Origin of the sequence: Pseudarthrobacter cremeus (genome assembly GCF_051857465.1) — a bacterium.
Classification (GTDB): domain Bacteria; phylum Actinomycetota; class Actinomycetes; order Actinomycetales; family Micrococcaceae; genus Arthrobacter.
On sequence record NZ_JBPZHC010000001.1, the window covers coordinates 38,758 to 51,988 of the forward strand.

The 13,231-nt window shown below is 66.5% G+C and carries 11 protein-coding genes; 5 read left to right on the forward strand and 6 right to left on the reverse strand.

Annotated features, from left to right (window positions below):
* Window positions 1–241: 241 nt before the first annotated feature.
* The 3 genes from rsgA to ACS5PJ_RS00165 form a co-directional block, all read right to left on the reverse strand.
* Entirely contained in the window at window positions 242–1,420 is a 1,179-nt protein-coding gene (gene rsgA / locus ACS5PJ_RS00155) for a ribosome small subunit-dependent GTPase A (protein ID WP_439432924.1), read from the reverse strand.
* 328 nt (window positions 1,421–1,748) lie between these two features.
* Window positions 1,749–2,333, reverse strand: coding sequence for a protein kinase family protein (locus ACS5PJ_RS00160; RefSeq protein ID WP_439432925.1), 585 nt, complete (start codon window positions 2,331–2,333; stop codon window positions 1,749–1,751).
* A gap of 13 nt (window positions 2,334–2,346) precedes the next feature.
* Window positions 2,347–3,030 (reverse strand): histidine phosphatase family protein, encoded by a 684-nt coding sequence (locus tag ACS5PJ_RS00165; RefSeq protein WP_439432926.1) that lies wholly within the window; start codon window positions 3,028–3,030, stop codon window positions 2,347–2,349.
* Window positions 3,031–3,147: 117 nt separating this feature from the next.
* Between ACS5PJ_RS00165 and ACS5PJ_RS00170 the strand changes: the two genes are divergently transcribed.
* Both ACS5PJ_RS00170 and ACS5PJ_RS00175 read left to right on the forward strand, forming a co-directional pair.
* Window positions 3,148–4,536, forward strand: coding sequence for a sigma 54-interacting transcriptional regulator (locus ACS5PJ_RS00170; RefSeq protein WP_439432927.1), 1,389 nt, complete (start codon window positions 3,148–3,150; stop codon window positions 4,534–4,536).
* Window positions 4,537–4,564: 28 nt separating this feature from the next.
* The gene (locus ACS5PJ_RS00175) at window positions 4,565–6,568 is read left to right on the forward strand and encodes a vWA domain-containing protein (protein WP_439432928.1); all 2,004 of its coding nucleotides are present in this window, start codon (window positions 4,565–4,567) and stop codon (window positions 6,566–6,568) included.
* On the opposite strand, the gene ACS5PJ_RS00180 is transcribed toward ACS5PJ_RS00175, so the two are convergent.
* Window positions 6,565–7,185, reverse strand: a complete 621-nt coding sequence (locus ACS5PJ_RS00180) for a TetR/AcrR family transcriptional regulator (protein WP_439432929.1) — start codon at window positions 7,183–7,185, stop codon at window positions 6,565–6,567. The two genes, ACS5PJ_RS00175 and ACS5PJ_RS00180, sit on opposite strands and share 4 nt — an antisense overlap.
* Before the next feature lie 178 nt (window positions 7,186–7,363).
* Here ACS5PJ_RS00180 and ACS5PJ_RS00185 point away from each other — a divergent pair, with 178 nt between their 5' ends.
* Window positions 7,364–8,626 (forward strand): glycoside hydrolase family 1 protein, encoded by a 1,263-nt coding sequence (locus ACS5PJ_RS00185; RefSeq protein WP_439432930.1) that lies wholly within the window; start codon window positions 7,364–7,366, stop codon window positions 8,624–8,626.
* A gap of 33 nt (window positions 8,627–8,659) precedes the next feature.
* Here ACS5PJ_RS00185 and ACS5PJ_RS00190 read toward each other — a convergent pair whose 3' ends face one another.
* Window positions 8,660–9,499: an SDR family NAD(P)-dependent oxidoreductase gene (locus ACS5PJ_RS00190; protein ID WP_439432931.1), complete on the reverse strand. Its 840-nt coding sequence runs from the start codon at window positions 9,497–9,499 to the stop codon at window positions 8,660–8,662.
* A gap of 147 nt (window positions 9,500–9,646) precedes the next feature.
* Here ACS5PJ_RS00190 and ACS5PJ_RS00195 point away from each other — a divergent pair, with 147 nt between their 5' ends.
* A complete protein-coding gene (locus ACS5PJ_RS00195) occupies window positions 9,647–10,552 on the forward strand; it encodes a helix-turn-helix transcriptional regulator (RefSeq protein WP_439432932.1) in 906 nt (301 codons plus the stop codon).
* Window positions 10,553–10,575: 23 nt separating this feature from the next.
* Here ACS5PJ_RS00195 and ACS5PJ_RS00200 read toward each other — a convergent pair whose 3' ends face one another.
* Window positions 10,576–11,403 carry an IclR family transcriptional regulator gene (locus tag ACS5PJ_RS00200; RefSeq protein ID WP_439432933.1) on the reverse strand — a complete coding sequence of 276 codons (828 nt, stop codon included), beginning with the start codon at window positions 11,401–11,403 and terminating at the stop codon, window positions 10,576–10,578.
* Window positions 11,404–11,634: 231 nt separating this feature from the next.
* Here ACS5PJ_RS00200 and ACS5PJ_RS00205 point away from each other — a divergent pair, with 231 nt between their 5' ends.
* On the forward strand, window positions 11,635–13,191 hold the full coding sequence (locus ACS5PJ_RS00205) for an ABC transporter substrate-binding protein (protein ID WP_439432934.1): 1,557 nt from the start codon (window positions 11,635–11,637) through the stop codon (window positions 13,189–13,191).
* The last annotated feature ends 40 nt before the right edge of the window (window positions 13,192–13,231 follow it).

Below are 13,231 nucleotides of genomic sequence, written 5' to 3' on the forward strand. Positions count from 1 at the left end.
GGCCTAATGATTCATGCAGCCGGATCAAACCACCAGCGTTCGGAGTGCAACAACGTGGCTGAGAAAAACGAACACCCGCCTTCATCGCAAAGTGAAAAAGAGCACGACGGACCGGGCACTGCCGTGGAATACAGCGAGCCCCCGAAGCTGCCCGAGCCAAAGGATGAGCCCAGGCCCAGGCCCCGGCTCTATGGGTATGACAAGGACCTGTGGCCCTGAGCCCTCAGCCGAGTGGTTCTCCTTAGCGCCGCTTCCGTTTAGACCGCTGTTCCTCCTGCCGTTCTGAGTACTCACGCTCAGCGGATCGCTGCGATTTCCCTGCTACCGTCACCTTCTGGTGCCACTCGCGTTGGTAAGCCCGGCGGGCGGCAGCATCGGTGCGCCGGGCAAGTGCGGCCACTTCGCGCTGCAGTTTCCCGAAACTGAGCCACCGGCGTTCCTCCAGCGTCCCGTCCGCCAGGGCAGCCTGCACGGCGCAGCCCGGCTCGCCCTGATGGGTGCAATCGGTGAACCGGCAGAGGGCTGCCAGTTGCTCCACATCGCTGAACATTTCCGTCAGGCCCTCGTCGGCGTCGAACAGCCCGAATCCCCGGACGCCGGGGGTGTCCATCAGGACGGCCCCGTTGGGCAGGGGCACCAGTTCGCGGGAGGTGGTGGTGTGCTTGCCTTTGAAGTCACCCGAACGGACTTCTCCGGTGTGCTGCACCTCGCGGCCCACCAGCGCATTGATGAGGGTGGACTTTCCGGCGCCCGACGGCCCGAGGAGGACCAGGGTGCCGTGCGGCGGCAGATGGCCCAACAGCGCGTCAATTCCATCGCCGTTCTCGGCCGAGGTGGTGACCACCTCCACACCCGCCGCCTGCAGAATGACCTTCCCGACGACGTCGTCCGCTATGTCAGCCAGGTCGGCTTTGGTGATGATCACCAGCGGGACCGCGCCGGAGTCCCAGGCTGCCACCAGCGTACGTTCCAGGCGGTTGTGCGTAAGGGGGCGGTCCACGGGCACCACCACGCCCACCACATCTATGTTCGCGGCCAAAACCTGTGCCTCGGAAGAGTCCTCAAAGGCCCGTTTCCGGCTGAGTTCGGACCTTCGCGGGAGGATCCCCGTGATCTGGCGGGGTCCCGCGCGGTTTGGCCCGATCCAGACCCAGTCGCCGGTTACCGGCACGGCGGCATCGAGCGGATAGGGCAGGTGGAGCAGTTCATTGCCCACGGCCACGAGGACCAGGCTGCGGTCCACCCGGACCACCCGCCCGCGTTCCCTATGTTGGGACGCTGCCTGGCTGGTCTGGTGTTCGGCGTGGTCGGCGTCGAAATGTGCGGAGACGGCGGGGGAGTACCCGTACCTTGCAGGACCGTCGTTTCCGGAGGTGGGTGCGGTAAAGCTGTCCAGGCTGAAGCCTGACGAATTGTTCAAAGTGAGTCCTTAGGGGTGGTCCCCAGGCGCAGGATTCCGCGCAGACACGCGGCAGGTGGTCCTGCCGGCGGGCGCTGTCGGCGGCTAAGCCGGGCCGTTGCTGGAGACGGGGGTGATGTGTTTGATGTGTGCTGTGCAGTCCGGGCGCGCGGCTATGGCAGTCATCAAAACCACCTCCCTGCCTCTTCCGGTGTCCGGTTCCGTCACGGACTCTCGGTTTCCGAGTCTAGCCACGCGAACGCCGGATGTGTAGGGCTTCAGGGACAGCCGCTGTTGCCGTTTATGAGCGTTGCGGACGGAAGCGCGGTGAAGGTCTCCCTTGGCGTATCTATACGAGCGGCCAGGGGTAACGCATGCCCGTCCGGTCCACCGGCAGAACGCCTTCGCGCAGGACGCGCTTTACCCGGCGCTGCAGGGCGGTGACCCCGGTGTCATCGAGGAGCCCGGCGACGTCCGGGGGTATCGCCTCCGCGAGCGGCGTGATGTCCTCCATCAGCGCATCGGGGATGGGCAGCCCGGCGAAGTCCCAGATCACGGTGCGGAGTTTGAAGGCTGCCGAGAAGCACAGCCCGTGGTCGATGCCCCACACCCGTCCGTCGTCGCCGCGCAGCACATGCCCGCTTTTGCGGTCGGTGTTGCTCGCGACGTAATCGAAGAGGGCGATCTGCGACAGGATGCAATGGGTGTGCGGCGCTTCGGCATACAGCGTGAAGTAGGCTGCGACTTCGCGGCGGTACAGCCCGGGCTCGAAGTCGGACAGCGGACGTTCCCCGGCCTCGGGCTTGTAGACGGCGCGCGCACTGTCTGCCCCGCAGGAGATCCGGACGAGGAACGTCTCATTGCTGCTGCGGAGGATGCGTCCGAGGACTTCGATGCGGCCCCCGCTGAGCAGTGTCAGCCCCCGCGAAGACACCGTTCAGCCCTTCTTATGACGCCCTCAGGCCACTCAGGGCGTCCGACGTCGAATTCACCATCATCACGGCAGGTGCCTGGCCGTCAACGCAGGAGATGACCGAGACCGAGCCAGGACTGATGGTAATCCGCTGGAACCGGTCCAACTGGGTGCCGAGGGCGTGGGCCACGGCGGCCTTGATCGGGTCGGCATGGGAGAAGCACACCACCACGCCCCCGGCGTGGGCGGCACACAGTCCTTCGAGGGCGCGGACCATGCGTTCCTGCATCGCCACGAAGCTCTCACCGGCAGGGAAACTGAATGAGGCCGGGCTGTGCTGCACGGTGTGCCATTCCGGCAGGGCCACCAGGTCAGCGAGCGCCGCGCCGGTCCACTCACCGAAGTCGCACTCAATCAGGCCGGCGTCCGGGGTCACTTCCAGGCCGGTCCGTGCCGCCGTCGGCTCTGCTGTCTCGCACGTACGCTCCAGTGGTGAGGAGTAGATGCCGTCGACAGGAAGCCCCGCCAGGCGTTCCGCGATCCGTTCGGCCTGCGCCCGGCCGCGGTCGGAGAGGTGCAGTCCCGGCGCCCGCCCCGGCAGCAGCATGCCCGTTGTGGGCGTTTCACCGTGGCGCACCAGCAACAGCAGCGTCTGGTCCCGTCCCGCTGGAGGGGCCGCTGGTGGTGTCGCTGGTGCCGACGGCGATTCTGCAGTCATCGGGGTCAAGCGTATCGCTCACCACCTCCCCGGGGGGCTCCATTAGTTCGGCTCAAAGAGCAGGAATTCGTGACGGTTTGCTCGATTCCGCGCTCGTTGGGGGTCTACCGTAGAGGGGTGAGTGAGCGCCCCGATATCTTCACCATTGGCGAACTGCGTGCCGCCGGCCACGTCCACAAGGACCTGCGGCACGAAATCCGCGACAACCTGCTGGCCGCCCTCGCGGCGGGCCGCGATCCCTGGCCCGGGATGTACGGGTTCAGCAAGACCGTCATTCCCCAGCTGGAGCGAGCCCTGATCGCCGGCCACGACGTCGTCCTGCTCGGCGAACGGGGGCAGGGCAAGACGCGGCTCCTGCGCACCCTGGTGGGACTGCTGGACGAGTGGTCGCCGGTGATCGAGGACTCGGAACTGAACGAACACCCCTATGAGCCGATTACCGAACATTCCCGTGCCCGGGCCCTCACCGAAGGGGACCGGCTGCGCGTAGCATGGCGGCACCGCTCGGAACGGTACGTGGAGAAGCTCGCCACCCCGGACACGTCGGTCGCGGACCTCATTGGTGACGTTGACCCGATGCGGGTGGCCGAGGGGCGCCGGCTCGGGGACCCGGAAACCATCCACTACGGCCTGGTCCCGCGCTCCAACCGCGGGATCATCGCCATCAACGAACTGCCGGACCTTGCCGAGCGGATCCAGGTTTCCATGCTGAACGTCATGGAGGAGCGCGACATCCAGATCCGCGGGTACGTCCTCCGGCTCCCGCTCGACGTGCTCGTCGTCGCGTCCGCCAACCCTGAGGACTACACCAACCGCGGCCGGATCATCACGCCATTGAAGGACCGGTTCGGCGCCGAGATCCGTACCCACTACCCGATTGAGCTGGAGGACGAAGTCGCCGTCATCCAGCAGGAGGGGCAACTGGTTGCCGACGTTCCGCCGGTCATCCTGGAGATCCTGGCCCGCTACACGCGGGCGCTCCGTCTGTCCCCGGCCATCAACCAGACCTCGGGGGTCTCCGCACGGTTCGCCATCGCGGGCGCCGAAACCGTCGCCGCGGCCGCCCTGCGCCGGGCCAGCGTGCGCGGGGAGGATGAGGCAGTGGCAAGGATCGTGGACCTGGAGTCAGCGGTGGACGTCCTGACGGGCAAGATTGAATTCGAATCCGGGGAAGAAGGGCGGGAACAGGCTGTCCTGGACCACCTGCTGCGCACCGCCACTGCCGAAGCCGTGCGGGCTCATTACCACGGCCTGGACCTTGGCCCGCTGGTGGCAGCGCTCGATGGCCACAGGACCGTCACCACCGGAGAGCATGTCACCGCGCGCGAGTTCCTTGAGAACCTCCCGTCCCTGAACGGGTCGAACCTCTATGACGAGATCAGCGGGCGCCTCGGTGCGAAGAACGACGGACAACGCGCCGCCGCCATCGAACTTGCCCTGGAAGGCCTCTACCTCGCCCGGCGGATTTCGAAGGAATCCGACGACGAGGAATCGATTTACGGCTAGCAACAGCGACAAGGACGGGACAGGGAGCATGGGCGTTCACCACCGGGCCCGTTATGGCCGTTACGCGGGCGGTCCGGATCCGCTCGCTCCGCCGGTTGACCTGGCCGAAGCGCTGGACGCGATCGCCGAGGACGTCATGGCCGGCTATTCCCCCCGGCACGCCCTGCAGGAGTTCCTGCGCCGTGGCGGCCGGAACCGGGAAGGGCTTGATGACCTTGCCCGCCGCGTCCAGCAGCGCCGGGGCGAACTGCTGGGCCGCCACAACCTGGACGGCACCCTCACCGAGGTCAGGAAGCTGCTCGACACCGCGGTGCTGGAGGAACGCAAACAACTGGCCCGTGACGCGATGATGGACAACACCGACCGCGCCTTCCGGGAGATGCAGCTGCAGAGCCTGCCGCAGTCCACGGCGGCGGCAGTCAACGAACTCGCCGCCTACGACTGGCAGTCCAGCACCGCGCGTGAAGCCTACGACAAGATCAAGGACCTGCTGGGCCGTGAGGTCCTGGACCAGCGCTTCGCCGGCATGAAGCAGGCACTCCAGAACGCCACCGAGGAAGACCGCGCCGCCGTGAACGGGATGCTGCGGGACCTCAACGGGCTGCTCGAAAAACACCGCCGCGGTGAGGACACGGCCGCCGACTTCCAGGAGTTCATGGCCCGGCACGGACACTTCTTCCCGGAAAACCCACAGACGGTCGAGGAACTCATCGACGCCCTCGCCCAGCGTGCAGCCGCTGCGCAGCGGCTCCTGCAATCCATGACGCCGGAGCAGCGGGAAGAGCTGATGCGCCTCTCCGCCCAGGCGTTCGGCTCGCCGGAGCTGATGGCCCAGCTCGATCAGCTTGACTCCAGCCTGCGCGCCCTGCGCCCGGGGGAGGACTGGACCGGCTCCGAACGTTTCGAGGGGCAGGAAGGCCTCGGCCTCGGCGACGGCACAGGCATGCTGCAGGACATCGCCGAACTCGACGAACTGTCCGAACAGCTGTCGCAGTCCTACAACGGCTCGAGCCTGGACGATCTGGACCTGGACGCCCTCGCCCGGCAACTCGGGCAGAATGCCGCGGTGACTGCCCGGACCCTCGCGGAGATCGAGCGGGCCATGCAGGACGGCGGCTACCTCCGGCGCGGGGCGGACGGTGACCTCCGGCTATCCCCGCAGGCCATGCGGCGGCTCGGCAGTGCTCTGTTGCGCGACACCGCCCGGCAACTCTCCGGCCGGCAGGGGCGCCGGGACACCCGGGTGGCAGGGGCGGCCGGCGAGCAGATCGGCGCCAGCCGCCAGTGGGAGTTCGGGGATGCGGAGCCCTGGGACGTGACGCGGACCATGACCAACGCGATCCGCCGCACGGTGGCCGACGGCGGTGATCCGGGCCGGGGGCTGCGGCTCGGTGCCGGTGACATTGAGGTTGCCGAGACAGAGGCACGTACCCAGGCCGCCGTGGTCCTTCTGGTGGATGTCTCGTTTTCCATGGCTGCCGAGGGACGCTGGGTACCGATGAAACGCACGGCTCTGGCCCTCCACCACCTCGTCTCCACCCGTTTCCGCGGGGACCGGCTCCAGCTGATTGCGTTCGGCCGTTACGCGCGCTCCATGGACATCGGCGAGCTCACGGCGCTGGCGTCGCGGCGGGAGCAGGGAACCAACCTGCACCATGGCCTGCTGCTGGCCAACCGCTTCTTCCGGCAGCACCCGTCAATGCAGCACGTCCTGCTGGTGGTGACCGATGGCGAACCGACGGCGCACCTGTTGCCGGAGGGCGAGTCGTGGTTCTCCTACCCGCCGGATCCGGAGACCATCCGGGTGACCATTGCCGAGCTCGACCGCCTTGGCCGGGCCGGAACGCAGTCCACGTTCTTCCGGCTGGGCGACGACCCCGGCCTGGCACGGTTCGTCCAGCGGATGGCACGCGGGGTGGATGGCCGGGTGGTGGCTCCGGAAGCCGGGGAACTCGGTGCCGCCGTCGTGGGGGAGTACCTCCGGGCCCATTTCCGTGGCCGCCCCTACGACGACGATGACTGGGCGTCCTAGCCCTGGGGCCCGACGCTGACCAATTGCAGGAAATCCCTGAGGGAACCGGCCATATCCACGGAACCGTCATAAAGCCAGGCAAGCTGCACGCCCTCGATGAGTGACGCCGTCTGGCGGGCCAGGACACCAGGATCCAGTTGCGCGGCCACCCGGCCGGCGCCGATTTCACGCTCGAACTCGGACCGCAGCGAAGCGATGATCTCCTGGTCGCGCCGCAGGATGAACGCATGGGCCGGATGGTCCGGGTTGACGGCTTCGGCCCGCAGCGTGGCGTCCAGCTGGATCACGCCGCGGATGCCCGCGTTGCGGCGCATGACCTCGGGCACGGTCTCCAGCAGGCCCTTCTCCTGGAGCAGGGTGCGGCGCCAGGGACCTTCACGTTCCTCGCGGCGGACAAGCACGGCCTCCAGCAAGGCATCCTTGCCGCCGAAGTGGTGCAGGAGGGAGGTGTGGCTCGTGCCGATCTCTTCAGCGATCTGGCGTACGGACAGACGCTGGAAGCCCTTCTCGGCAAAGACTTCGAAGGCGGCATCCACCAGTTCCGCGCGCTTGCGCTCACCGTTGACGTAGGGGGCGCGCCTTCCGCTGCGGGCCGGCTGCCGTGCCACTTCTGTCATCGTGCCCTCCTGGCGTTCGTCGAGCCAAGCGTATCAAGTTCCTTTTCCACCTTGGTTAAGATTGTCTGTTGAAAGTGTTCCAACCTGGAAAATGTTTGAGTATGGTTGAAACCAACCCAAGGGCAGGCGCCTCCCACGAAAGGCAGGCCCGGCCCAACGCAACCCTGAAAGGATTTCCATGACCGAGCTCCAGCACTTTCCTTCCAACTTCCTGTGGGGCGTTGCCACTGCCGCCCACCAGGTGGAGGGCAACAACACCAACAACGACACGTGGTTCCTTGAGCACCTCCCGGGCACCATTTTTGCGGAGCCGTCCGGTGACGCCATAGACCACTACCACCGCTACCGCGAGGACATCGCGCTGATCGCCTCGCTGGGTTTCAGCACCTACCGGTTTTCCCTGGAATGGGCCCGCATCGAACCCGAGGAGGGCCACTTCTCCGTCGCGGAGCTCAACCACTACCGCCGGATGCTTGAAACCTGCCATGAGTACGGGCTGACACCGGTGGTGACCTTTCACCACTTCACCTCGCCGCTGTGGCTCCTTGCTGCCGGCGGCTGGGAGGACCCGGCCACGCCGGAACGGTTCGCCCGGTACTGTGACCGCGCCACCGAACACCTGGGTGACCTGATCGGCGTCGCGTGCACCCTCAATGAACCCAACCTGGCCTGGCTGCTCAAAGCGCTTGGCATCGGCGGCGAACCGGCGGAACACCGCGGCAAGGTTCCGCTGTGGTCGGCCGCCGCGGAAGCCCTGGGCATCGACGCGGCCAAGGTGGCGCCCTTCCAGTTCACTGGTTCCGACGCTGCGTTCGACATCAAACTCGCAGCCCACCGTGCCGGACGGGACGCGATTAAAGCCCGCCGGCCCGAGCTGATGGTGGGCTGGACCCTTGCCAACTCGGACATCCAGTCCACCGAGGGCGGCCACGAGCTGGCGGACCAGGTCCGGCGCGAGGTCAACGAGCGCTTCCTCGAGGTCTCCCGCGGCGACGATTTCGTCGGGATCCAGACGTACGGGCGGACGGTTTTCGGGCCCGACGGCGTTGCGCCGGCCCCCGCCGGTGCCGTCACCAACCAGCTCGGCGAGGAGATCTACCCGCAGGCGCTTGAGGTCACAGTCAGGGAGGCCCACCGGATCGCCGGAATCCCCGTTATGGTCACCGAAAACGGCCTGTCCACGAACGACGACACCCAGCGGCTTGAGTACTTCAAGACGGCGCTGGCCGGGGTGGAATCCTGCCTCGCCGACGGCATTGACGTGCGCGGCTACATCGCCTGGACCGCCTTCGATAACTACGAATGGATCTTCGGTTACGGTCCCACATTCGGAATCATCGCCGTCGACCGCGCAACCCAGATCCGCACCCCCAAGCCGAGCGCCTACTGGCTCGGCGGAGTGGCCCGGCAGGCGCGGGAGCGCCTGAGCGCGGTGGGCTGACCGTCAGCCGGCCCCTGCCCGTGGGATATCCACCTAGCCGTTCTCGAGGGCCAGGGACGAGGAGAGGGCGCGGTGGGCATCGACCTGGTCCAGGAGCAGCCGGGCCTTGTGCTCGACGCCGGCGACGACGTCCGCTCCGGCGACGAAACGCAGGGGAGGCGTTTCCAGGGCTGCGATGGTGACCAGGGCCGCGCCAAGCTTGGCGGGGTCGCCGCCCTGCCGGCCGTTCATGCTCTTCCACGCGGCAATGGTCCGGGCGGTGCGCTCGGTGTAGTCATCGATCGCCAGCTCGGGCCAGCGGGAGGACGCGCCCTCGACAAGGAGTTCGGTGCGGAAGAACCCCGGTTCGACGGTCGTGGTGTGGATGCCGTAGGGCGCAACGTCGAACTGGAGGGACTCCATCCAGCCTTCGAGCGCAAACTTTGATGCGGCGTAGGCCGCGCAGAACTCCTGGCCGATGATGCCGGCAGCCGAGGTGATGGTGATGACGTGTCCCCTGCGCTGCCTGCGCATGACGGGCAGTACCGCGCGGGTGACGTTCAGCGGGCCGAAGAAGTTCGTCTCCATCTGCGCCCGGCACTGGGCGTCGCTGATCTCCTCGAAGTAGCCGGCATAAAAGTTGCCGGCGTTGTTGACGAGGACGTCGATGCTTCCGAAACGTCCGACGGCGGCTTTGGCCGCTGCAGCCGAGGCGGCGGCGTCGGTGATGTCCAGCGAGAGGGCGAGAAGGTTCTCGTGTCCGCCCAGGGCGGCGGTGACGTTGGCTGCGTCGCGGGCGGTGGCGACGACACGGTGGCCGGCGTCGAGGGCGGCCTTGGCCAGGTCGACGCCCATGCCGCGTGCTGCTCCGGTGATGAACCAGACGTTCGTCATGATGATGCCTTTCACGAGTCCATGCCGGCCCGTCCGGGCGGCTGATGGTTCAAGTCAACAGGGCAGCGCGGTGCCCAGCGAGACCCTGCTGAGAGGTTCCCCGGCAGGACCCCTCTGGAGTTCCCGATCCGGGGTACCGTCGATTCCATGGACAACCAGGACGACCTCAGCCAGTTCCTCAGCTCCCGCCGGGCGAAGCTGACGCTGCAGGACGTGGGGCTGCCCGACTTCGGTGGACGGCGCCGGGTTCCCGGCCTGCGGCGGGAAGAAGTCGCCCTCCTGGCCGGCATGAGCTCCGAGTACTACAAACGGCTCGAACGGGGCAACGCCAAAGGAGCGTCCGAGGGCGTGATCGATGGGGTCAGCCGTGCCCTGCAGTTGGATGAGGCCGAGCACTCCCACCTCTACGAACTCATCCGCTCAGCCAACGCCGGCGCCCATCCACAACGCAGACGCCCGGTACGCAAAACGCACATCATTCCGACCCTGCAGCAGACCATCGACGCCATGTCGACTGTCCCGGTGTTCGTGCAGAACGGCCGGTTGGACGCCGTGGCCACCAACCGTCCCGGCAGGGCTCTCTTCTTAGAGATGTTCGACGACGGCGGGCAGCCGGTAAACGCCGCTCGCTTCGTGTTCCTTGATCCCAGGGCTCAGACGTTTTACCAGGACTGGGAATCCAACACCCGACAGGTCGTTGCCCTCCTCCGGGTCGAAGCGGGCCGTTCCCCCTTCGACCGCCGGCTCAGCGACCTCATCGGCGAACTTTCAACCCGCAGTGACCTCTTCCGGAAGCTGTGGGGAGCCCACGATGTCCGCGAACACCGCACCGGCATCAAAAGCATCCACCACCCCATCGTGGGCGACCTCGACCTGAACTACCTCGGACTGGACCTCGCCACAGACCGCACCCTGCAAATGCTGGTGTTCTCCGCCGAACCCGGGTCCGCGTCCCACGACGGGCTGCAACTGTTGGCGAACTGGGCGGACACGCACGGCAGCGGGTTGAAAGCCCCCGGGCCGGAAGCCTCTCACCACATCGCCGGAGAGTGACAAGGCAAACGGCCGGCGGGGCACTACGCCCGCATGCTCACGCTGTCGCTCGGTCCGCTGTTGTAGCCGAGGTTTCGCGATACCGCCCTGGCCGTGGCCTGGACCGCGGGTGCCAGCACGTTAGGGGGAGTGGCGCCATCGGGCACCACGATGGACAGCGCGGCCACGACCGCGCCCTGCGCATCAAATATCGGCGAAGCAACAGAAACAGTCCGGGACGGCGCAGACCTGCGGATCATCGCGACGCCGGTTCGCCTGACGTCGGAGAGCGTCCGCCGCAACTGTCCTTCAGGCATGGCGTCCACGCCCGATTCCATGTCCGGAGGCTGCCTGATGACCGCCTCCTGGAACCCTGCGTCCGCCCCCGCGAGCAGAACCAGGCCCACCGCCGTCGATCTCAACGGCGCACGCCCACCAACACGGTAGGCCACCTCTGTGGCCTGCTTTGATGACAGGCGCTCGATGATGACGGCCTCGTTCTTGTCCCGGACGGCCAGCAGGACGTGGTGGCGGGTCACGGCAAAGAGGTCCTCCAGGTAGGGGAGGGCAATCTCGCGCACGCCGTGGCCGCGGGGGGAGAGTGAGGCGACTTCCCAGAGCCGGACTCCCACCACGTACCGGCCGTCGTCAAGGCGTTCCAGCGCACCCCACTCCACCAGCCTGGCGATCAGCCGCAGCGCTGTGGGTGCAGGCATTTCAGCCAGCCGTGCCATTTCAGAAAGAGTCAACGCACGACGGCGGTCGCTGAACACTGCGAGGAGGCTCAGCGCCCGGTCAATCACCGGTTCGCCCTGCTTGGGGCGCTTGCCGCGCTGCGGTTTTGCCGCGTCCCCTTTAACTTCAACCGTCACGCCGGTACTCCTTTGCCATTCGTGTCAGGTGATCCCCACCACAATACTGTTTCAACCAATGAAATTCGCGTGGGGAGCCGGTACCCGTTCCGGCGATTGTTGAAGAAGCCGGTTACCGGGGCCATCTGACGAGAGGGCACCGACGGATCGGCCCGTAACGGTCACAGCCGACCGGACGGGCCGCCGGTCCCGGACCTACTCACGATTCCCATCACGAATGCGAAGGCGCACATGAAACTCCTGACCTCCCCCGCACGACGGAGCGCGGCCGTTCTGGCCGGGGCCCTCGTCCTTGGCTCCCTGACCGCCTGCGGCGGCGGAACCAGCCAGACGGCCGCCAAAGCTGACACCAGCACCCTGACCCTCGCCATCGACAGCGACTCGGCGTCGTTCGGCTACGACCCCTTGCGCGTGTCGGCTGCCCAGCGGCAGTTCTTCGAAGGCCTCTATGACAGCCTGATGGTGCTCAAGGCTGACGGCTCCGCAGCTCCGGGCCTGGCCAGTGCTTTTGAATACAACGCTGATAACACGGTCCTGACGCTCACCCTCAAGGAAGGCGTGACCTTCACAGACGGTTCAAAGCTGGACGCCGAACTGGTGAAGGCAAACCTGGACCGCCGGTCCGATCCGGCCTTGAGCGCTTACTCCGCAGTAGCCAAGGGCGGCGCCCAGGAGATCACCTCCGTGGACGTTGTCAGCCCCACCAAAGTATCCCTGACCTTCGCCAAGGCACAGCCGGGGTTCGAGAAGAACCTGGCCTCCACCACCGGCATGATCGTCGGCAAGGCGGGCGTCACCGATACGGCCAGCTTGGCTGCGACTCCAGCCGGCTCCGGGCCCTACATCATTGACCCTTCCACGGTGAAGGGCAACAAGTACGTGATGGTGAAGAACGACAAGAACCCGGACGCCTCAAAGTACCCGTTCAGCAAGGTCATCTTCAGCGTTGTCCTTGACCCCCAGGCCCGTGCCAATGCTTTGGTTTCAGGCCAGGCGGACGTTGCCATGCTGACGTCAAACACTGTGGACTTCGCCAAGTCCAAGGGAGTAGGCGTGTCCCAGATCGGCGGCACCGTCAACACCATGATCTCCTTCGACAAGATCGGCAAGACCGCCCCGGCGTTCGCCCAGGAAAAGGTCCGCCAGGCCATCCAGCACGCCATCAACCGCAAGGCTCTCGTGGACGCGCTGCACAAGGGTGACATCCCGGCCTGGAACGCCCTGCCCAAGGATTCCGCAGGCTTCACTCAGGATCTGGAAACGAAGTTCGCCTACGACCCGGAGAAGGCCAAGAGCCTGTTGGCTGAGGCCGGCTACGCCAACGGCTTCGAATTCACCATCATCGCGGGCGCCCAGACCCAGACTGACCTGCAAGCGGTCCAGAAGGACCTTGCCGCGGTCGGAATCACCATGAACGTCAAGATGGCCGCTTCCACCGATGAAGCGTTCGCCGCCGTAGCCACCACCCCGCTCGGCTACGCCCCGCTGAACTGGGACAACCCGGTAGGCGTCATGTACGGCGCCATCCTCAGCGGCTTCACCAACGTCCAGAAGGCCACCGACGAGCAGTTGAGCGCAGCCACGGGCGAAGCCGCAGCCGCGAAGGACGATGCCGCCAGGAAGACCGCCCTCACCAAGCTCAACACCCGTCTGGTCGAGTCCGGCTGGATGATCCCGCTCTATGAAGCCCTCACTAACCAGGGCTACAACACCAAGAAGATCAAGCAGGTGGAGTTCGCCGGTACCAACGCATACCCGCTGCTCTCTTCCTACGCGCCGGCCAGCTAATACCCGAACCGTTCCGGGCGGCCGCCCCAACGCGGGCCAG